16 protein-coding genes are annotated in these 21,649 nt (G+C 68.6%); 10 read left to right on the plus strand and 6 right to left on the minus strand.

The features are described from left to right. Nucleotides 1-76 precede the first annotated feature (76 nt). The 9 genes from MSA03_RS07365 (at nucleotide 77) to MSA03_RS07405 (ending at nucleotide 9,519) form a co-directional block, all read left to right on the plus strand. Entirely contained in the window at nucleotides 77-988 is a 912-nt protein-coding gene (locus MSA03_RS07365; RefSeq protein ID WP_231478704.1) for an ABC transporter permease, read from the plus strand. Beyond that, nucleotides 988-2,181, plus strand: a complete 1,194-nt coding sequence (locus MSA03_RS07370; protein WP_147050207.1) for an ABC transporter ATP-binding protein — start codon at nucleotides 988-990, stop codon at nucleotides 2,179-2,181. The genes MSA03_RS07365 and MSA03_RS07370 overlap by 1 nt, the downstream gene beginning before the upstream one ends. Before the next feature lie 11 nt (nucleotides 2,182-2,192). Further along, nucleotides 2,193-3,200: a glycosyltransferase family 2 protein gene (locus tag MSA03_RS07375; RefSeq protein ID WP_147050208.1), complete on the plus strand. Its 1,008-nt coding sequence runs from the start codon at nucleotides 2,193-2,195 to the stop codon at nucleotides 3,198-3,200. Nucleotides 3,201-3,251: 51 nt separating this feature from the next. Next, nucleotides 3,252-4,388, plus strand: coding sequence for a UDP-galactopyranose mutase (gene glf / locus MSA03_RS07380; RefSeq protein ID WP_147050209.1), 1,137 nt, complete (start codon nucleotides 3,252-3,254; stop codon nucleotides 4,386-4,388). An 83-nt stretch (nucleotides 4,389-4,471) separates the two neighbouring features. Then, on the plus strand, nucleotides 4,472-5,500 hold the full coding sequence (locus tag MSA03_RS07385; protein WP_147050210.1) for a glycosyltransferase family 2 protein: 1,029 nt from the start codon (nucleotides 4,472-4,474) through the stop codon (nucleotides 5,498-5,500). After that, a complete protein-coding gene (locus MSA03_RS07390) occupies nucleotides 5,497-5,994 on the plus strand; it encodes a GtrA family protein (protein WP_147050211.1) in 498 nt (165 codons plus the stop codon). The genes MSA03_RS07385 and MSA03_RS07390 overlap by 4 nt, the downstream gene beginning before the upstream one ends. Next, a complete protein-coding gene (locus MSA03_RS07395; RefSeq protein WP_218028805.1) occupies nucleotides 5,991-7,958 on the plus strand; it encodes a glycosyltransferase family protein in 1,968 nt (655 codons plus the stop codon). The genes MSA03_RS07390 and MSA03_RS07395 overlap by 4 nt, the downstream gene beginning before the upstream one ends. 29 nt (nucleotides 7,959-7,987) lie before the next feature. Then, on the plus strand, nucleotides 7,988-8,779 hold the full coding sequence (locus MSA03_RS07400) for an ABC transporter permease (RefSeq protein WP_028496775.1): 792 nt from the start codon (nucleotides 7,988-7,990) through the stop codon (nucleotides 8,777-8,779). Next, on the plus strand, nucleotides 8,779-9,519 hold the full coding sequence (locus tag MSA03_RS07405; protein ID WP_028496774.1) for an ABC transporter ATP-binding protein: 741 nt from the start codon (nucleotides 8,779-8,781) through the stop codon (nucleotides 9,517-9,519). Before MSA03_RS07400 ends, MSA03_RS07405 begins: the two co-directional genes overlap by 1 nt. 6 nt (nucleotides 9,520-9,525) lie before the next feature. Here MSA03_RS07405 and MSA03_RS07410 read toward each other — a convergent pair whose 3' ends face one another. The 6 genes from MSA03_RS07410 to MSA03_RS07435 form a co-directional block, all read right to left on the minus strand. Further along, nucleotides 9,526-11,745, minus strand: a complete 2,220-nt coding sequence (locus MSA03_RS07410; protein ID WP_147050212.1) for an acyltransferase family protein — start codon at nucleotides 11,743-11,745, stop codon at nucleotides 9,526-9,528. A gap of 9 nt (nucleotides 11,746-11,754) precedes the next feature. Next, on the minus strand, nucleotides 11,755-13,386 hold the full coding sequence (locus tag MSA03_RS07415; protein WP_147050213.1) for a hypothetical protein: 1,632 nt from the start codon (nucleotides 13,384-13,386) through the stop codon (nucleotides 11,755-11,757). A gap of 422 nt (nucleotides 13,387-13,808) precedes the next feature. Further along, nucleotides 13,809-16,352 (minus strand): peptidase associated/transthyretin-like domain-containing protein, encoded by a 2,544-nt coding sequence (locus MSA03_RS07420; protein WP_147050214.1) that lies wholly within the window; start codon nucleotides 16,350-16,352, stop codon nucleotides 13,809-13,811. A gap of 81 nt (nucleotides 16,353-16,433) precedes the next feature. Further along, nucleotides 16,434-17,408 carry a glycosyltransferase gene (locus MSA03_RS07425; protein ID WP_244946356.1) on the minus strand — a complete coding sequence of 325 codons (975 nt, stop codon included), beginning with the start codon at nucleotides 17,406-17,408 and terminating at the stop codon, nucleotides 16,434-16,436. 123 nt (nucleotides 17,409-17,531) lie between these two features. Next, nucleotides 17,532-18,860 carry an O-antigen ligase family protein gene (locus MSA03_RS07430; protein WP_092897024.1) on the minus strand — a complete coding sequence of 443 codons (1,329 nt, stop codon included), beginning with the start codon at nucleotides 18,858-18,860 and terminating at the stop codon, nucleotides 17,532-17,534. Next, nucleotides 18,857-20,257 carry an O-antigen ligase family protein gene (locus MSA03_RS07435; protein WP_147050216.1) on the minus strand — a complete coding sequence of 467 codons (1,401 nt, stop codon included), beginning with the start codon at nucleotides 20,255-20,257 and terminating at the stop codon, nucleotides 18,857-18,859. Before MSA03_RS07435 ends, MSA03_RS07430 begins: the two co-directional genes overlap by 4 nt. Before the next feature lie 40 nt (nucleotides 20,258-20,297). Here MSA03_RS07435 and manA point away from each other — a divergent pair, with 40 nt between their 5' ends. After that, entirely contained in the window at nucleotides 20,298-21,452 is a 1,155-nt protein-coding gene (manA, locus tag MSA03_RS07440; protein ID WP_147050217.1) for a mannose-6-phosphate isomerase, class I, read from the plus strand. Nucleotides 21,453-21,649 lie beyond the last annotated feature (197 nt).

Raw genomic sequence — 21,649 nt, forward strand, 5'->3', positions numbered from 1 at the left:
GCCATGCCGCCCCCGCCGAAATCGCCCAGGTTCGACCCGGTATAGTGTTCCAGTTGGCTGAACGTAGGTGGAGTAATTGGACACGACTGAGCGGTTCGCCCGACTTGCTGAGACCCCATTCATCACGACGAACGCCCGAGGCCTTGATCTTCCCGTCCGGGGCGGCAAGCTCCGGGAGATCTGGGACCGGCGCGATCTCCTCGGCCTCCTCGTCCGGCGCGATCTGCAGGCGCGGTACCGCGACAGCGTCCTGGGCTTCCTGTGGACGCTCATCCGCCCGATCGTCCAGTTCCTCATGTACTTCCTCGTGCTGGGGCAGTTCCTCCGCGCCGCCGAGGGCATTCCGCAGTTCGCGATCTTCCTCTTCGCCGGGCTCACGATGTACAGCTTCTTCGCGGAGGCCGTCCAGGGCTCGACCTCCTCGATCCTCGCGAACGCCGGGCTCGTGAAGAAGATCTACCTCCCGCGCGAGATCTTCCCGCTGGCCAGCGTCGGCGCAGCAGGGTTCATGTTCCTGGTGCAGTGCCTCGTCCTGCTGGGCGGGGCGATCATCTTCCAGGCGCTGCCGGCTCCCGTCGAGATGCTGTGGTTCTTCCCCGCTGTCCTGCTGATCCTCGTCTACGGGCTGGCTTTCGGCATCCTGCTCTCTGCGCTCAACGTGTATCTGCGGGACGTCCAGTACGTGACCGACGTCGTCATGATGCTCGCCATGTGGGGGTCTCCCATCGTCTACGCCTGGACGATGGTCAGCGACGCGTTCCGCACCCTCGGCCTGCCGTCCTGGGCGCTCGAGGTGTACACGAACAACCCGATCACCCTCGGCGTCCTCGCGTTCCGGAAAGCCTTCTGGGGTGCCGGCACCGCCGCCGACTACCCCGACAACCTCCTCATGCGGATGCTGATCGCCGGTCTCGTCGGCCTCGTGCTGCTGGCCGTCTCGCACCGCGTGTTCACCCGCCTGCAGGGCAACTTCGCGCAGGAGATGTGATGGTCGTTTCACGCAAGCCCGGTCCCGTCGTCGTGCGCGCCGAAGGCGTCACGAAGCAGTTCGTCGTCCGCAAGGACAACACGCTCAAGGAACGGATCGTGCACGCCGGACGGCGTGGACGCACCCACAAGCAGGAGTACGTCGCCGTCGCCGGCGTCGACCTCGAGATCCTTGCGGGGACGACCGTCGGGCTCCTCGGCCCCAACGGCTCGGGCAAGAGCACGCTCCTCAAGCTCATCGGCGGGATCGTCTCGCCGACGGAGGGCAGCATCCTCACCCGCGGGCGCATGGCGGCGCTGCTCGAACTCGGCGCCGGCTTCCACCCCGACCTGAGCGGCCGCGAGAACGTCTACCTCAACGCCTCCATCATGGGGATGACGCGAGCCGAGACGGCCGAGCGGTTCGACGAGATCCTCGAGTTCAGCGGCATCGGCGACTTCATCGACACGCAGGTCAAGTTCTACTCGTCCGGCATGTTCGTCCGCCTCGCCTTCGCGGTGGCGGTGCACACCGACCCCGATGTCCTCCTCGTCGACGAGGTGCTGGCCGTGGGCGACGAAGCCTTCCAGCGCAAGTGCATGGAGCGCATCGCCCGCTTCCGGAAGGAGGGCCGGACGATCATCCTCGTCTCGCACTCGGCCGCCCAGGTGCAGGAGCTGTGCGACCGTGGCATCGTCCTCAAGGACGGGAAGATGGTGTTCGACGGCGAGGTGAACGAGGCCGTCTCGGCGCTGCGCGATGTGCTCGAAGGTCGCCGCGTCGGACAGAAGCCGCCGCCGGAACCGGTCAAGCCGATTGAGGTCACCCGCATCGAGGTGCTCGACGAGGACGGCAAGCGCCAGAACGTCGTGCAGGTCGGCGCGCGCATGTGCATCCGGGTGCACGTGCGGGCGAAGCAGGCGATGCCCACCTGGGCGACCGGGTTCAGCATCGACACGCCGATGGGTCAGATGGTGCTCGCCTCGAACACCGAGCGCCTCGGCATCGCCCTTCCCGCCATCCCCGCAGGGGACTCCTCGATGGACTTCGTCATCGAATCGGCCCACTTCGGCGCCGGGCAGTACTTCGTCAACGCGAACGTGTCCGAGATCATCGACATCGACACGCACGTCCTCATGCAGGGCGCGCGCTTCACGATGAAGGGCAACGACCGCAACCTCGGCACCGTCGCGGCGTCGATAGCCGCGGTCTGAAGGGCGACGTCGTGACGGTCCAGCCGTCGATGCCGACAGTGTCGATCATCGTCCCGGTCCACAACTCGGAACGGTATCTCGGTGCCTGCGTCGCGTCGATCCTCGAGCAGGAGTATCGGCATCTCGAGGTGATCCTCGTCGACGACGGCTCGACCGACGATTCCGGTCGGATCTGCGATCGCTTCGCCGCCGAGGATGACCGCGTGGTCGTCGTCCATCGCGAGAACGGCGGCATCGCCGCGGCGCAGAACAGCGGACTCGATGCGGCCACCGGCGACCTCATCACGTTCTGCGACAACGACGACCTCATGAGTCCGCGGATGATCGGGCGCCTCGTCGAGATCCTGGAGGAAGCCGGCGCCGACATGAGCTGCTGCCGGTGGTACAACGTGGGAGCCAGCGTGGCGGCATCCGTCCGCGATGCGCACGCGGGGGAGCAGCCGGGCCGGCACATCTCGTTCGACCAGCCGGGCCGGTACTACCAGGGCGTCTTCAGCATCCTCCTGCGCCAGCTCACGCGTCGCGAGCTGTACTACTTCAGCGAGGCGAACTGGGGCAAGCTGTACCGGCGGGCCCTGTTCGACGGCATCCGATTCCCGGAGGGACGCTACGCGCAGGACGTCGCCGTCGCCATGGACCTCTACCGGCGGATGGATCGGGTCGCCTCATGCGAGGACCGGCTCTACTACTGGCTCCAGCGCACCGACAGCGTTTCCCACAATCTGCGCTCGACGCGCTACTACCACGACATCGTCCGCGCGCACGGGCGCTGCTTCGAATTGGCCAGGGAAGACGGCATCCTCCCCGCCCGCGCGTACTTCGGTCTCCACGCCGTCAGGTTCGAGAAGCGCAGCGTCCGGTCTCCGGAGGATCGGGAGATGTACGAGGAGGACCGGCGCTACGTCACCGGCCTCCTTTCAACGCTGTCACCGTGGCAGCGCCTCCGATGCGCGGCGCTGCACGGCCTGCGGTTCCTCGAGGTGCAGGTCTACAACCGCACGATCCACCGTCGCACGTGAGCGGCGACCGAACACCTAGGATTCTGTGATGGCTACACGCGGAGGATGCTGATGGATCTTCTCATCGTCGGATCGGGGCTGTTCGGGCTCACGATCGCCGAACGGGCCGCGGCATCCGGACGCCGGGTGACCGTCATCGACCGGCGCTCCCACATCGGGGGCAACGCGTACAGCGAGGCGGACCCCGAGACGGGCATCGAGGTGCACCGGTACGGGGCGCACCTGTTCCACACCTCGAACCCCGCCGTGTGGGAGTACGTGAACCGCTTCACGACTTTCACCGACTACGTCCACCGCGTCTACACGACGCACCGGGGCGTCGTGTATCCGCTGCCGATCAACCTCGGGACGATCAACCAGTTCTTCCAGGCCTCCTACTCGCCGACGCAGGCCCGCGCCCTGATCCACGAGCAGGCGGGCGAGTTCGAGTCGCACGCGGCCGTGAGCCTCGAGGAGAAGGCCATCGCCCTCATCGGCCGGCCCCTCTACGAAGCCTTCATCCGCGACTACACGGCGAAGCAGTGGCAGACGGACCCGCGCGAGCTCCCCGCGGAGATCATCAGCCGCCTCCCGGTGCGGTACACCTACGACAACCGCTACTTCAACGACACGTGGGAGGGGCTGCCGACCGACGGGTACACGGCATGGCTGGAGCGGATGGCCGATCACCCGAACATCGACGTGCGGCTCGACACCGACTTCTTCGACGACTCCCAGCCGCTCCACAAGGCGGCCACGGTCGGCCAGGTGCCGATCGTCTACACCGGCCCGGTGGACCGCTACTTCGACGACGCGGAGGGCGCGCTCTCCTGGCGCACGCTCGACTTCGAGCGCGAGGTCGTGCCGGTCGGCGATTTCCAGGGGACCTCGGTCATGAACTACGCGGATGCCGACGCACCCCACACGCGCATCCTCGAGTTCCGGCACTTCCACCCGGAGCGCGCCGACCGGTATCCCACCGACAAGACCGTGATCGTGCGCGAGTACTCGCGCTTCGCGACCCCCCAGGACGAGCCGTACTATCCGGTCAACACGCCGGCGGACCGCGCAGGGCTCCTCGCCTACCGCGAGCTCGCCAAGGGCGAGAAGGACGTGCACTTCGGCGGGCGGCTGGGCACGTACCAGTACCTCGATATGCACATGGCGATCGGGTCGGCGCTGTCGATGTGGAACAACCGGCTGTCCTGAGAGCCTCTCACGGAGGCCTCGACACGGGTCGGGTAGACTTCATCGGGCGCGAGAAGACGCCCGAATCACCGAGGAGTGCTCGCTTGTCAAGACGGACCATCAGCGTCGTCATCCCCAGCTACAACGAAGAGCGCAGTGTTCAGGAGATGGTCGACCGGCTCACCGCGGTCTTCCGCAACGAGCTGCCGCAATACGACTACGAGATCATCTTCGTCGACGATTTCTCGACCGACGGCACGCGTGCCGAGATCCGTCGGATCGCCGCGGAGGACGCGCGGGTCAAAGCCGTCTTCAACGCGCGCAACTTCGGCTTCCACCGCAACGTGTTCTCCGCCCTGACCTACGGTAGCGGTGACGCGACCTTCATGCTGTTCGGCGACCTCCAGGATCCGCCGGAGAACCTCCCGGAGTTCGTCCGCGCCTGGGAGACGGGCAAGCAGGTCGTGATCGGCCAGCGTCGCAGCAGCGACGAGGGCTTCGTGATGACGGGACTCCGGCACCTCTACTACGCGGTCATCCGCTGGTTCTCCGACACGACGCAGATCCCCCGCTTCACCGGGTACGGCCTGTACGACCGCGAGTTCGTGCGCGTCCTCGAGAGCATCGACGACATCCAGCCGTTCTTCAAGGCCGTCGTCGCCGAGTACGGACTGAACGTCCACATCATCCAGTACGACCAGGGCAAGAGCGCGCGAGGAAAGTCCAACTTCAACTTCCTGCGCAACTACGACTTCGCGATGCAGGGCATCACGTCGTCGACGAAGCTCCTCATGCGTCTGGCGACGTTCATCGCCGCTGTGATCGCGTTCGTCTGTCTCGGGCTCGCCGTCTTCGTGCTCATCAACAAGCTCGTCGATTGGGACAGCTATCAGGCGGGTGAGGCCTCGACGACCGTCGGCATCTTCTTCCTCGGTGCCGTGCAGCTGTTCTTCATCGGCGTCCTCGGCGAGTACATCCTCAGCATCAACAGCAGGGTCACTGCGAAGCCCCGGGTCGTGGTCGGAGAGCGGGTCAACTTCGGCCCGCCCGCGCCGGCGGCGCCCGTCCTCACCGAGGAGCGGAACGTCGTCGCGGAGGCCGTGACGGACGACCCCCTCGAGAACGCGCAATGACGGCGCGCTCCGGCAGCAGGCTTCCGAGAGACGGACGTCTGCGCCGTCTGCTCGGGCAGTTCGCCCGGTTCCTCGTGGTGGGACTCGTCTCGTTCGCCTTCGACTACGGGCTCTTCTTCGTCCTCTTCCAGTACTTCGGGGTGCAGTACATCCTCGCCAGCACGATCTCCTTCTCGCTGTCGCTCATCCTGAACTACGTCCTCACGCTGAAGTTCGTCTTCGAAGCCCAGCCCGGCCGCAGCATCGTGAAGGAATTCGCGATCTACATCGGACTCAACATCATCGCGCTCGGTCTCAATCAGCTCATCCTGTTCGTGACGGTGGACGGGGTGGGCATCGACCCCCTGATCGGCAAGCTCATCGCGACAGCCGTCGTCCTGGTGTACAACTTCACCTCCCGCAAGCTTCTCATCGAGCGCTCGAGCGGCACACGCCCCGCCGTGGCGCAGCGCGATGGGATCGGAACCTCGGAAACAGGCGGTATCACGTCATGACGCAGCAGGAAATCGGAGCCGAGACGACCGCGCCTCAGGGCGGGCGGGTGAGCCGTGCCCTCGATCGCGGGTGGGAGCGCGTGGACGGCGCCTGGATCTCGATGAGCGACAGCGTCCGCGAGAGCACTCTCGGACGCTGGTTCAAGGGTGTGGAACAGCCCAACCTCGCCGACTGGGCACTGCTCGGCGCGATCTGCGCGCTCGCGTTCGTCACGTTCCTCTACGGTGACGTCAAGGCGACCTTCGAGCACTCGTTCAACTTCCTCGACGCCGTGCTCGCCGGGCGTCCGCAGGACTTCTACCAGATCGCCATCGAACGATCCACCTTCGGCCACCCGGCCGTGTACGACGTCCCGATCTACGCGGTGTTCGGCATCTGGAACCTGCCCGCGTACCTCCTGTACCGGTACGGCGACTTCGACTACCTGAACTCCACGCCTGCTCAGCTCTGGCTGAAACTCATGATGGTGGTCTTCACCCTGGTGGCCACGAGGCTCGTCATGGCGATCGCCAAGACGATCGGCGTGAGCGCGCAGCGCTCCAAGTGGGTGGCCTTCTACTTCCTGTCGTCGATGGCCCTGTTCGTCCCGGTCCTCGTCATCGTCCAGTACGACATCATCTCGATCACCTTCATGCTCGCCGGCCTGCTCGCCTACATGAGGGGCAGAACGCGCTCGTTCCTGCTGTGGTTCCTGCTCGCGATCACCTTCAAGCTGTTCGCGCTGTTCATCTTCATCCCGCTGGTGCTGCTGCGGGAGAAGCGGCTCCTCCGCGCGGTCGGTCAGCTCGTGGTGGGTGTCCTCGGCCTCCTGCTGTGCCGGCTGATGTACCGGGGGGACCTGGCGTTCGAGGCGTCCACCGGCGGCTTCACCGATCTCATGCTCGACCGGCTGCGCACGTCGGGATTCACCTGGCAGTCCAGCATCCCCGTTCCCCTGTTCGTCGTCTTCATCGTCGGACTCGCGATCTTCGCCTACGCCAAGCGCACCTCGAGCACGCGCGAGCTCCAGGCATTCGCGATCTACCTCTCGCTCGCGGCGTTCCTGGTGTTCTGCGCGATCGTGCCGCTGAACCCCTACTGGATCAACCTCGTCGCGCCGTTCTCGATCCTGATCATCTTCGCGAATCCGCGCTATCTCACGCTGAACTCGCTCCTCGAGATGGCGATCGGCACGACCCTGTTCCTCATCTACATGCTGGTCGGGTACTCCATGTACAACTCCGGCATCTTCAGGGATCTGCTGTTCGGCCAGTTCATCCCGCCGGCCGACCCGCAGCGCTTCGCCACACCCGGTGACATCCTGCGCGGACTCGGACTGGGCGGCAACAACGTCATCTTCATGGTCGGGTTCATGATCGCCTGCGTGCTCGCGGTCCTGATCATCAACTACCCGCGTCCCGCGTTCATCGCGGGGATGCCGAACGCGCAGACGATCAAGCGCAGTGTCGTGTGGATCCGCGTGGCCGCGCTCTTCGGGTTCTCGGCCCTGCTGTTCGGGATGTACCTGATCCCGGCCACGCCCACCGTGTACTCATCGGTCAGCTCGGTCCCGGGCCTCACCGAGGTCGACGTCCTGGCGCCGGACTCGGTCATCGCGGAGGAGCTGGACTTCGACACGACTCTCTCCGTCAGCCAGCTGCAGATCGGGATGGACGCCTCGGCGGTCACGTGGATCAACTCGGCCATCATCAACGTGAGCATCGTCGACGAGCAGGGGGAGTCCGTGTTCGCGGGATCCACCCCGGCGAACGCCGTCGGCGTGGGCCTGGCCTCCTTCCGCACGGATGACCTCGTGCTGAAGGCTGGAGAGACGTACACGATCAGCCTCACGGGGGTTCAGTCAGAGGGCGAGCCGGCCTACGTGCAGCTCAACCCGGATCAGGACCGATTCCCGACGACCGAGAACGGCAAGCCCGTCGACGGCGACCTCGTCCTGGCGCTCAAGGGCACGGAGACGGAGTAGCTCCAGCGCTCCGCCATAGACTCGTGAGTGTGACTACAGCCGCCGTCGGCGCCCCCGGATCTCCGCGCCGCCACCTGCACGCGCTGTGGCTCCTGACAGCCCGTGATCTGCGGGTCCGCTACGCCACGAGCGCGCTGGGGTATCTCTGGTCGGTGCTCGACCCGCTGGTCATGAGCCTCATCTACTGGTTCGTCTTCACGCAGGTCTTCGAGCGGACGGTCGGCGCGCAGCCATACATCGTGTTCTTGATCACGGCGCTGCTCCCGTGGGTATGGTTCAACAGTGCCGTGTCGGACTTCACGCGCGCGTTCAACAAGGACGCCCGGCTCGTGCGATCGACCGCGATCCCGCGTTCCATCTGGGTGAACCGGATCGTGCTCGGCAAAGGCATCGAGTTCCTCTTCTCGTTGCCCGTCCTGGTCCTCTTCGCCGTCTTCGCCGGCGCGCAGGTGGGCTGGGGCATCCTGTGGTTCCCGGTCGCGGTGGTTCTGCAGCTGACGCTCCTCGTCGGGCTCGGGCTGCTGGTCGCCCCGCTGTGCGTGCTGTACTCCGATCTCGAGCGGACGACCAAGCTGATCCTCCGCGCGCTGTTCTACGCGTCGCCCATCATCTACGGCGTCGTCGACCTGCCGGCGCCCTTCCCGCAGATCGCCGCCTTCAACCCGCTCTCCGGGATCTTCACGCTGTACCGGATGGGCTTCTTCCCCGATCAGTGGGACACGCTCAGCGTGCTGGTGGGCGCGGGCATGAGCGTCGCCTTCCTGCTGCTGGGTCTCCTCGTCTTCCGTCGCCTCGAGCGCCCCGTGCTGAAGGAACTGTGATGCCCGGCCCCGCCATCGAAGTCCAGGAGCTCGGCGTGCGCTTCCGTCGCAATCGGCGGGGGCGCCGGAGCTTCAAGGACCTGTTCGCCGACTCGTCCCGGCGGTCGAAGCCGGGGGAGTTCTGGGCACTGCGCGGCGTCTCGTTCACGGTGCAGCCGGGCGAGTCCATCGGGGTGGTGGGGCGGAACGGCCAGGGCAAGTCGACCCTGCTCAAGCTCGTCGCCGGCGTCCTGCTCGCGGATGAGGGACGCGTCACCGTGCACGGCGGCGTGGCTCCGCTCATCGAGATCACGGGCGGATTCGTCGGTGACCTGACGGTGCGTGAGAACGTCCGCCTGACGGCGGGACTGCACGGAATGTCACGCGCGGAGGTCGCGCGGCGATTCGACGGGATCATCGACTTCGCCGAGCTCCGCGAGTCGATCGACACGCCGTACAAGCACCTGTCGAACGGCATGAAGGTGCGGCTCGCGTTCGCGGTGGTCTCGCAGCTGGAGGAGCCCATCCTGCTCGTGGACGAGGTCCTCGCCGTGGGCGACAGGGCCTTCCGGGAGAAGTGCTACAAGCGGATCGACGAGCTGCTCGCGGAGGGGCGCACGCTCTTCTTCGTCAGTCACAACGAGAAGGACCTGCGCCGGTTCTGCACGCGCGGCCTCTATCTCGACAAGGGCGTCCTGGCGATGGATGCGCCGATCGCCGAGGTGCTGGATCGCTACAACGCCGATCACAACGCCGGCTGAGCCGGGTCACTCCAGCGCGGCCAGCAGGCGGTCGCCCAGGATCGGCGCCAGGCTGCGCGCGTACGTCCCGCTGACGTGGTTGCTGTCCGCGTAGGCGACGACCCCTCCGATGTACGACATGCAGGTGCCGTCCGTGCAGAACAGATCGGTGATGTCGATCATCGGGACGTCGACCCCGGCAGCGGCGGTGATCGGATCGTCGAGGACCGCGGTGCTCACCGGCTGCGAGCATGGCGCGGTCGCCGGAACGGTGATCTGCGACAGGCAGGTCGGGATGTCGACGTCTCCGGTCACGGGGATGTCGCGCAGCAGCAGGACCTGCTTGCCGGTGGCTTCGATCGAGGACCAGACCTCCCGCATCGCGTCCCTCTGCTGCAGCTGGAGCGCGTCATCGCCGGGGATGAAGACGCGGCTGTCGAACACGTGGTAGACGACGACGCTGATGTCGGTACGGTCGCGCAGTTCCTGCTGCACGCGGGCGCCCCAGTTCGCGCACCCGACGCGGAAGCCCTCGTCCCAGTGGGAGACCGTTGCCGGGTCGGAGTGCACGGCGGAGCAGGCGAATCTCGTGAAGGTGTCCACCCGCCAGCCGGCCTTCGCGAAGTACTCGTGGAACGCCGGGATCATCGCGGCCGCGTGCGAGTCGCCGACCAGCGCGAGCGTTCCCGCGGGTCCCTCCGGATCGCCGTACGTGCAGGTGCGCCACTCCTCGTGGAGCTGCGTGAGGCACCAGTTCGGATCGAGGTCTGTGGCAGCGAAGGCGGTGTCGATGGCCGTCTGCGCGGTGAACGGATCGATGCAGAGCTCCGGCTCGAGCATGGCCGCGACTCCGTAGCAGACCCGCGGTTCCGCCGCGGTGGCGTTCTCCGCGCTCTCCGCCGCTTCCCGTTCCGCGGCGACGCGGGCGGCTTCGGCCCGTTCGGCCGCCGCGGCGATGGAGGCCGTCATGGCGGTGACCTGAAGGGCGGCGACGAGGACGATCACCAACGGCACGACGACGGCGAATGCAAACTCGCGCCACGGGCGACGGCCCCACCTGCGTGAGCGGGCCGGGTCTTCGATGAACCGGCTGGAGAGCGCGCCGAGCAGGACGGCCAGCGCCACGATGATCCAGCGGTCGAGGTCCCCGAGGGCCCGCTGCAGTGCGAAGGGCGCGAGCACGATGATCGGCCAGTGCCACAGATAGATGGAGTACGACCATGTGCCGATGCTGGCGATGGGCCGCCAGGTGGAGATCCCGCTGAGCGTCACGGGACCGCGCTGCGCGCCGGCCATGATCGCGATGAGGGTGCCCGCCACCGGAAGGAGGGCCATGGTGCCCGGGAACGGTGACGCATCGGTGTAGGTGAAGCTCGCGACGAGGATCATCGCGACGCCCGTCCAGGTGAGGAGCGTGGCCGCGACGGCCCGCTTTCCGGAGGACGACTCCTGCATCGCGGGGAACCGGGACACGAGCAGCGCGAGGAGGGCGCCGCCGGCGAACTCCCACGCGCGGACGAAGGTGTTGAAGTAGGCCTCGCCGGGGGAGGTGGCGGTCAGGGTGGCCGAGAAGACGAGCGACGCGGCGAAGACCACGCCGAGGGCGATCGTGAGTGTCCGACGCTGCCCGCTCCACGCGAATGCTCTCCCGCGGCGCCGCAGGACCGCGCCGACGACGAGGGTGATACCGACGATCAGGATCGGCCAGATGACGTAGAGCTGCTCTTCGACGGCGAGCGACCAATAGTGCTGGACGACCGAGGGTGCGTCGTCCTGGGCGAGGTAATCGACCGATCCGCGCGCGAACACCCAGTTCACGGCATAGACGGCGCTGGCGCCGATGTCGGTGAACGCACGTATCCGTTCGCTCGCCGGCATCCACAGGGCGGTTCCGGCCAGCGTCGCGATCAGGACGAGGAGCGATGCCGGGAGGAGGCGGCGGATCCGCCGGGCCCAGAACGCCGGCACGGCGACGCGCCCGGTCTGGGACAGTTCGCGGAACAGGTGCTGCGAGATCAGGAAGCCGGAGATGACGAAGAAGACATCGACGCCGATGTACCCGCCCGGCAGTGCGTCCGGCCAGAGGTGGTAGAGCAGGACGAGTGTCACGGCGAGCGCGCGCAGCCCCTGGATGTCGGGTCGGAAGCCCGACGCGCCCCCGCCTCGGGGCGTACGGCGGCGGGTGCGGAGATCGGCCCGCGACGCTGCGGGCGCGGGGGTGTCGGTGGTCACTGCAGGGCCGGCCATGAGATCACCTTATTTCAGGGTGATGGAGTCGCATTTGAGGATCGAGTTGCGATTCGTGACCGTGGAGACGCCCACCGCGCAGACCGAATGCGTGCCTCTTCCGACCTGTGCGCCCTGGAAGAAGGCGTGGTTCCCGGGAACACCGTAGGGCCGCAGGTAGGCGCTGGGCAGGGATGCGGTGAGCCCCGCGTGCCAACGGCCGTCGATGATGATCCCCACCGGGATGGATGCGTACAGGTCGGCGTGGTCGAAGCCCCAGCCGACGATCGCCATGGTCCCGCCGCCCGCGTCGATGAGGGACATGTCTCCCTGAGGCAGGAGGGTGGGGAGCGCGACCGTCACGCAGGGCGGGTACGCGTTGGCACCGGCGCCGATGCCGACGCCGACGATGCAGATCTTGTAGGTCCTGCCGTCCGCGAGGGTCTTCGACCAGCGGAACCCGTGGCCTCCCGGTACGCCGAAGCCGGCGAGCTCCGGCGAGGGGCCGTCGGCGAAGGTCGCGAGCATCCACTGGTCGTCGACGGTGATCCCGACCGGGATGCGATCGTAGAGGTCGCTGCGGTCGAAGGCCCATCCGCGCACCGTGATCGTCGCTCCGTGGACGTCGACCTGGAACGCCGCTTCCGCGGCGAAGAGCGCTCTCTGCTGCGCGCGCGTCGTCCCGCCCTGAACGAACCGTGCGGCGAAGCGCGCGATCGCGTCCTGCCCGGCCCGGTTGAAGTGGACCCAGTCGGCCGCGGAGTGGAACGACGGCGGGTTGAGCCCCGACCTGATCCAGGAACGGTCGCTCGATGTCGGCATGATCCCCGCGTCGGTGAGCGCTCCGTTCGCGATGTATTCGTCGACGGGCATGTAGTGGTCGCCGTAGCGCTGCTCCAGCTGCGCGTTCAACGCAGTGCGCGCGACGCCGTACACGGACGTCGCATTGCCCCAGGCGGGTGTGATCGACGCGACCCAGAACGGCTGGTCGGAGATGCTGCGGTGCAGCTGCACCATCGCATCCACGTCGGCGAGGATCTGCGCGGTCGCGGTCAGGTTGTTCGTACCGGCCCAGATGATCGTCGATGCGCCGGGCATCATCGCGCCGAGCGACACGATCGGCGTTCCGGGCGCGACGGCGATCGGGTCGCCGGGCGCCGCCCGCGTGAAACGCCAGGAGATGCCGAGGTCGACGCGGTGCACGAGGACGCCCTCGACACCTGCGATGGACACCCGCATCGTCACGCCGCCCATGGCGTCGGCGGGAACCTCGAACAGGAAGGGTGTCGGCAGGGCCGTGTCCCCCGACGCGGCGATCGTGACGGGGTCGACGAGCTGCATCCGGTAGGCGCCCGCGTTCACGGCGATGGACGTCGACCAGTGACCCCCGAGAGAACGATCCACGGTGGTCCAGCCGGGCAGCGCGGAGTTCAGCGGAGTTCCGGCGTTCGATCCGCAGACACCCCCGAGGATGCTGTCGCCGTAGCACTGCACGGTCTGCGGAGCGGCAGCGTCCCCCGGCACGAAGGGGACCTCCTGAGGCTGGAACGCGCCGGGCGTGCGGTCCAGTTCGCGGACCTCGGCCTCGAGTTCCTCGATGGCGTCCTCCACCTGCTCGCCGAGATCGACGGGCGGCGGGGAGGGGTCGGGGGCGGGAGGCACGGAGGGAGCGGGATACGGCGTCGCATCGACAGGAGGGACGTCCGGCGCCGCAGGCGGCGCAGGTGTTTCGGGGGGTGCAGGGGTCGCGGAAGGCGTCGGCGCCTCGGTCGGTGCGGGGGCGGGTGTGTCGGAGGGCGTGGGTGCGGGCGACGTCACGCTGCCCGGTGAGAACGAGGAGGCCGGCAGCCAGCCGGCCGGTGCGAGGCTCGTCGCCAGCAAGACAGAAGCGAGCGCGCATTTCGCGATCATCCCGTGCAAGAGTGCTCCCCAGCTGTGACGGCGCCGTCGGCGTGCGGGTTCGTCGCCCACGGTGAAGACGTTCCGTCATCGATCGGGGTGGGTCGCGCGCCGCTCGACCCAGACGTATGCGCATCCTCTCATATCTTCGCGCCGACTCCGACCAGCGCCTGGCCGAGGCGCCGTCAGCCGAGCGGGCGGTCTGCGCTGAGGTGATAGCCGGCGACGTCCGCGATGAGGTGGACCGTGCCGGCCGAGCTGTTGGTGAGACTCACCTTGCCGCCGTCGCCCACCTTCACGGTCACGAGGTTCGGGAGCGTCTGACCCGCCGTGAAGTTGAGATTCGACGCGGTCGGGCGGGATGTGCCGGACGGATAGGCGGTGAGGAAGCCGTTGGCGGTCGGTCCTGTCACCGTGAGATTCATCACGACGGAGGAGACGTCCGACGCCGGCACGCCGCCGCGGCCCGTCACCTGCAGATCGATGGTCTGGTTCGCCCCCACTGCGACCCGGGACGCGCCGTTGCCCACCCGCGTGTCGAGCACACGCGTGGGTTCGAGTGCGGCGAAAGCGCCCTTCGTGGCGGGTTCGCCGTCGAGGTAGTACCCGGCGACGTCGGCCAGCAGGTGCACGGACCCCGCGGAGTTGTTGGTGAGCCTCACCCGTCCGCCTTCGCCGAGCTTCGCGGTCACGAGGTTGGGGACCGTCTGCCCCCGCTCGAAGTTGAGGTTGGATGCCGCAGGCTGCGCTGTTCCGGTGGGATACACCGTGAAAAAGCCGGCCGCCGTCGGGCTGACGGCGGTCACGTTGAGGACGACCGCGGAGACACCGGACCACGCGACCGCCCCGCGGCCGGTGACCTCGAGATCGACGCTCCCGTGGGCGGGGACGGGCACCCAGTCGGCGCCGATGCCTTCCCGGGTGTCGAGGATGCGCTTCGGCCGCAGCGTCTCGAACGTCCCGGGCGCCGAGGGCACGCCGCTCGGGTGGTAGCCCGCGATGTCCGCGATGACGTGGAGGGTGCCGGCCGAGTTGTTCGTCAGCGTGATCTTGCCCTCTGCGCCGACCTTCACGCTGGAGAGGTTGGCGACCGTCTGCCCGGCGCCGAAGTTCAGGTTCGATGCGTTCGGCTGGGGCTGTCCCGTCGGGCCGGCCGTCAGGAACCCGCCGGCGGTCGCGCCGGTGACCGTGAGGTTGACGACGGCGGCTCCCACGCCCGAGCCTGGCACCCCGCCGCGTCCGGTCACCTGCACATCGACGCTCTTTCCGGGCCCCACGGCGATCGCCGGGGCACCGGTGCCCACCCGCGTGTCGAGCAGTCGCGCAGGAGCGAGGCTGAGGAAGGAGCCGGCATCGCGGGGGAGCGCTTCCGGATCCGGAGGATGCACCGGGTCGTAGTAGTCGGTGGTCAAGGTCACCGCACCGATCGTCGTGGTCGACCCCGCGGTCACCGAGATGTCGGAGACGGTGGCGGTGTAGGGGACGATGACCGTCGCCCAGTCGAAGAACGCGCCGATGTAGTCGTTCGCGTACGCGGTGACGCGGTAGGTCCCCGGCGTGAACGGGCCGTACGCGGTGAGCGGGGAATCGATCGATCCGCGCCCGCCGGGGGGGTCGACGAGGGTGTAGCGCCCGGTGGTCTCGTCCAGACGCGCGAACTCGATGTGGGACGTATCGGCGTACACCGGGGGTCTGCCGGGTCGCGACGCGAGCGTGGTACGCAGTGCGATGCGCCCCCCGATGTCGAGGGTGGCGTCGATCCCGTCGACGATCTCGTTGTCGCGCACCGTCACGACCTGAGCGTCCTCCTCCGTGCGGGAACCACCGGAGTACTCCGGCAGCGTCTCGTCGGCGGAGTACGACAGGACGTACTGCCCATTCACCCCCCGGATCGCGTATTCGCCGTTCTCGTCGGTGACGATGCTGCCCCACCGGTTGTTGTAGTCGGCGAGGTTGGTCCACCCGACCCGCGCGCCGGCGGCGGGGCTCCGGGTGCCGTCGCGGTTGTCGATGTACACGGTGCCCGAGATCTGGCCGGCCGGGTCGAGTTCGATCGCCACGGAGGTCGTCGCGCCGCGCTCGACGACGATCGCCGGTTCGGTGGGCGTCGTGGTCTTGACGCCGTTGTGATCCTCGGTGAGCCAGCCGCCCGCGGCGGCGATGATGCCGTACCGTCCCGGCGGGAGCGGATCGGTCGACAGCCCGTCGGGACCCACCCAGGCCCGGCGTTCCAACCCCGGAATGATCGGCTCCAGCGGCACGAGCGTCATCGTCGCGTGGACGTTCTTGCCTGCCCCCGTCACCGTCCCGGTGATGTAGCCGCCGGCATCCAGCACGATGTCGAGCGTGTTCTGCCCCTCGGCGAGAACCGTCGGGGCGAGCTGGGTCGCACCGTGCGTGTCGTCACCCCATTCACTGATGTACGCCTTCGCGGAGCAGCAGTAAGTGGTCAGGATGTCGTACTCACCGGGGGCGAGGCCGGCGATGGTGTACGCACCCCTGTGGTCAGAGTTCGTGTTGGTGACGAATGCGCCGTCGCGGTAGACCCAGACCGTCGCGTTGGACACTCCGTACGCGGGGCTGTCGTACCCGTCCACCGTCCCCGACAGGCTCGCGGTGCCGTCTGCCGCCGACGCATGAGAGGCCGGGACGGCGATCGCCGCCGACAACAGCGACGCGATGACCGTCACCGTCGCGAGAAGGCGGCCGCGGCCCCGTGTGCGCACCATCGACATTCCGCTCCCCGGCGTCAGACCACGCCTCGGCGAACGGCCGCGACCCGCCGAATCTAACAGAGGATGAGAAGCCGCTCAGATCGCGGTGGCGCCTACCAGCGGGGGCATGGGCTTCCACGAGGCGTCGCGGGCGATCCTGCCGCCGTCGCGGAGCCCGCGGAAGAGGTTGGACGTGCCGCGGACCTTGCGCTCGACGAACAGCAGGCGGATGAGTTCCTTCACGAAGGTCAGCGCGGTCCCCGCGCCGAAGAGCACCGGGTTGTAGACGCCGAGCGCCCGGTAGTAGCGCTTGATGTGCGCGCGGTTGCGCATGATGTAGTACCGGTAGGCGTCGCTGGACGCGTTCATGTGGCGGATGCCCATGTCCCACTGCTTGATCTCGCGCGTGCGGCGCAGGACGAACTCGTCCACGATGACCGAGGTCGTCTGGCGGGAGGCGAGCCAGCCGTAGGTCTGGTCGTCCCAGTAGATGAAGAACCGGGGGTCGGGCAGGCCGATCTTCTCGACGATGTCACGGTGGATGAACATGCCCTCGAAACAGCCGGAGTTCATCTCCTTGTAGCCGGACTCGTCGAACCCGGACGGCGCGAACGGGATCGGGATGCCCATCCGCTCGGCGATGCGGTACTGCCAGTAGAACTCGCTGCCGTCGTAGTCGTACCGGCGGCCCTGGATGCTCTTGAACCGGGGGGCCCACTTGCCCATCTTCGCGAGTCCGTCCGGCATGACCTCGACGTCGTCGTCCATCAGCCAGATCCAGGTCGACCCCAGCTCGTAGGCGACGCGCATGCCTTCGCTGAAGCCGCCCGAGCCGCCCGTATTGGTGTCCAGGCGGCGGTAGACGAGATTCGTGCCGAGGCCGTCGCGGAAGGACTCCACGACGTCCGTCGTGTCGTCGGTGGAGGCGTTGTCGATGATGACCACGTTGCCGGGCTTGGGGTCCATGGCGGTGATGCTCGTCAGGAGACGCGTCAGCAGTCCCGACCGGTTGAACGTCACCACCGCGATGGTGGCGGTCGCGGGATCAAAGGCCGGGGCGGCGGCACTCACTTGCGAACCTCCCACGCGCGGGCACGGTCGGCGGGATCGGCGAACACGACGTTCTGAAGGACGTAGGTCACAAATCATCTCCGGGGCAGAGCGAGGGCGCCGCGCGTCGGGCCGAGGATCAGCTTACCCGGCCGATCCTGACGTCTCCTGTGACCGGGGGAGGTCCTGGTCCGGCTCCGGCACCCGGATGCTGCGCCGCCACGAGCGGGACTGTCCGGCCCGTACGGTGGCCAGCACGAGCAGCAGCCAGCCCGCACCGAACAGCGCGAAGCTCTCGAACAGCGACACCGTGGCGAGGGCGACCAGGAGCAGCGGCGTCCAGCCGTAGACCGGGGAGCGTCGCTGGCTCGCGTCGAGCCAGGACCGCACCAGGGCGATGCCGCCGAAGGCGATCAGGATCACGAACCCCGCCCACCCCACCTGCAGCAGGACGTCCATGTAGGCGTTCAGCGCGGTCGTGTGCCGCTGGCCGAGGAGCAGGTTGAGAGTCAGGAAAGGCTGCTCGTCGGGGGCCCACGCCCCGAACCAGCCCCATCCCTGGACCGGCCGCCGGCGCGCGTAGAACTGCAGGAGGTCCCACAGCGTCGTGCGCATCGACAGGTCGTCCGCCGCGCCGAGGGCCGCGACGATGCGGCCTCGCAGCGCGTACAGCACGATGCCGCCCGTGGCCACCAGAGCAGCGAGCCCCCATTGCAGTGCCGCGCGGCGCGCGGGATCCGCCGTGCGGACGAGCTGCAGCGCTCCGGCCGCCACGGCGACCGCCGCGGCGACGACGAACACCGTCGGCGACGCTGACAGGAGGGCCATCGCGGTCCCCAGGAGGATCGACGCGAGCGACACCTCGGGGCGCACCGAATGCGTGCGCCACTCGATGACGAACGTGATGACCGCGATGACGGCGACGAACCCGAGCATGTTGCGCGTGCCGAAGATGCCCTGGATGGGGCCGAGCTGGGCGATGTTGCCCTGGATCGCGAGGAACTCGAAGGCGGTGTCGAACAGGATGCCGGCGAGCACCTCGAGTGCCAGCGACAGCACGAGCAGCACACGCGCGACATCACCGAGGGCGCGGACGGTCTGCAGCGTGTCGCGGATATGGCCGATCGTGACGGCGAGGAACGCGATCGCGAGGGTCGAGAGCCAGCGCCAGAAGCTCATGCCGGCATCCGTACTCCACGCGACGCTCGTCAACGCCCAGACGAGGAAGATGAGCAGCGTCGTGGGCACCAGACGCAGCCAGGAGATCTCGGCGCGCCGCGAGAACAGCACGCCGGCGCCGATGCCGCAGAGCCCGACGACCGCGGTCACGAGCGGGACGTACCCGGCGACGGCCTCGATGAAGGGCGACCCGATGATGGTCGCGAAGACCGTGAGCGTGTAGACGCGGGCGAAGTCGGCAGAGCGCAGGAGCGCCCCGAGTCGGCGACGCGCGTTCTCGGACGTCGTGCTCATCGCGTGGACAGCCGCTCGCCCTGCTCGCCGGTGAGGCGGCTCTCGCTCGGCCCGCGGCCGATCAGGGGCGCCTGCTTGATCTTGAAGGCGAACGTCACGACGATGAACCAGCCCCACGCGAGCAGCGGGCCGGACTCGGCGAGCCCCCGCACGATCAGGATGGCGCCGATCAGGGTCGGGACGAGCGTCGCCGCGGAGTACGGGCGGTCCGCGACGAGGTCCCAGCGCGGACGGTCCACGGCGAAGAACCACGCCCGCCAGACGTAGGCGAGGAACGTCAGGGCGATGAGGACCAGCCCGACCACGCCGAGCTGGAAGAACACGTCGATCCACATGTTGTGCGCCTGCATGACGGTCTGTCCGTGGTCGATGATCCAGCCGTCGAAGCCGGGGTCGGTCGGCACCCACGGTGTGGAGAAGCCCCACCCGAGCACGGGGCGCTCTGCGGCGCGCTCCATGACGGCTGCCCAGATGTCCTCCCGGCCGGTCAGGTCGGCGGATCGGCCGAGGAGGGCGAAGACCGCGTCGCGGCTGAACCAGAGCGCAGTGAGGCCGCCCGCCGCGACGACGAAATAAGCCAGGTAGAAGCGGGTCCGGCCGCCGGGGCGGTCGGAGGTGCGCATGAGCAGCGCGGTCAGCAGGACGACGACGACGGCCGCCGCCGCCAAGGAGGCGGTCGCCGAGCCGGCGCGGACGAACAGGTACGCGGCGAGCAGCATCCACCCGACCAGGAGCACACGCCGCGGCGCGCCGGAGGCGAGGCGCACGCCGAACACGACGAGGGCGAGGAGGGCGACGTAGGCGAGATCGTTCGCGTTGCCGAACAGACCCTGGATGCGTCCGCCGTCGAACAGGTTGTCGCGCGACCACAGGACGATCGGATCGTCCACCGGGCCGTCGGGACGCACGAAGCCGGGGAGGATCGGACCCTGCCAGACGAGCGAGACCCACAGCTCGAACAGGAGCGACAGCCCCAGCATCCACTTCAGTGCCGACGCGAGCGCGCGGATGAGCTCGCGCCACGTGAGCACGGCCCCCACGAACATCGCCTGCACCGAGGTCGTGAGCAGCAGCAGGAGGGTCATCGCGGTGGCGGTGGGCCACGCGGTCCACAGCAGCGAGGACACCGCGCACGTGATGTAGCCGACGGCGAACCAGGGGAGCCGGCGCCACTGCACGGCGGGCCGGAGGCTCACCCACAGGGCGATGGAGATGAGGCCCGAGCCGACGGCGACGATCCCGGAGCCCAGGGTGCCGACGGCGAGCAGCCAGCTGGTGCCGGCGATGGCGCCGGCGAGCACGAAGATGCACCACCCGCGCAGCAGCAGGTGGCCGGTCTTCTCCCGCGCCGGCGCCTGCGGCGGCGCCGCGATCGGGTGCATCGTGTGAACAGACATCTGCGCTCAGGCTACCGCGCGGCGCCTTTAGGCTGAGGGTGTGCTCATCGGCCTGACGAACGAGCCCCGCGGTTACTCGTGGGGGTCCGAGACCCTGATCCCCGCGCTCGTCGGCCGGCCGCCGGGCGGGCGTCCGGAAGCCGAGATCTGGTACGGCGACCACCCGGGCTGCCCCGCACGGGTCGCGGATGGGTCCGGTCGCACGCTGGACGAGCTGGTCGCGGACCGGGGCGAGGCTCCGCTGCCGTACCTCCTGAAGCTCCTCGCCGCGGGCAGCTCGCTGTCCATCCAGGCCCATCCCTCCCTGGCGGAGGCCGTGGCGGGCTTCGCGCGCGAGAACGCCGCGGGGATCCCCCTCGACGCGCCGGAGCGCACGTATCGCGACGCGAACCACAAGCCGGAGATCATCGTCGCCGTGAGCGAGGTGTTCCGCGCCCTCGTCGGGCTGCGCCCGCTCGAGGAGACCCGCCGGCTGCTGGCCGCGCTGGGCGATGCCCCCGGGGTCGCCGGGCTCGCCGCGCGCCTCTCCGCGCCGGGCGGGGACGCCGACGTCCTGCGCGCCACGATCGAGTGGGCGCTGAGCGGGCAGGCGCAGGCGGAGATCGACGACCTGGTGGTGGCGCTGCGGCGCGCCTCGAGCGCCGACTTCGCCGCCGAACTGGACGTGCTGCGGGCCGCCGCCGAGGACTTCCCGGGTGACCCCGGGATCGTCGTCGCGCTCCTGATGAACCTCGTCGATCTGCGCCGCGGCGAGGCGCTGTTCGCCCCCGCCGGCGTGCTGCACGCGTACCAGGCGGGTCTCGGCGTGGAACTCATGGCGGCCAGCGACAACGTGCTGCGCGGGGGTCTCACTCCCAAGCACATCGATGTGCCGGAGCTGATGCGGATCGTCGACACGACCCCGGGCCCCGCACCGCTCGTGACGCCGGTCACCGCGGACGGCGCCGAGGTCTTCGACGTGGGCATCCCGGATTTCACCCTCGTCCACGCCGCGGTGCAGCCCGACCGCCCGCAGCGCGTCGCGCTCGCCGGCGCCGCCATCGTGCTCGTCACCGGCGGCGAGGTCACCGTCACCGCGCCCGGCGGCTCGGTCGTGCTGCGGCCCGCCGAGGCCGCCTACCTCACGGCGGACGAGGCGAGCGTCGAGCTCACCGGCGAGGGGGACGTCTTCCTGGCCCAGCCCGGCCGCGGCTGAATCGGGAGGTTCCCCGGCGGAATCCGCCGCTCCCGCGCCGACCCCGTCCCGCATCACGCGCGTGGCGGCGTGCTCGACCGGCGGATGCTGCGACATCCCGCGAGCGGATGTCACAGGGGATGCCGGTGGCAGCGGCGCGACCCGCAGGTGCCGTGACGCGCCGTGGCGGGTGGGGGAGGGGCGCCGCCCGCCGCCGT

It is taken from the genome of Microbacterium saccharophilum (assembly GCF_007992455.1).
GTDB lineage: Bacteria > Actinomycetota > Actinomycetes > Actinomycetales > Microbacteriaceae > Microbacterium > Microbacterium saccharophilum.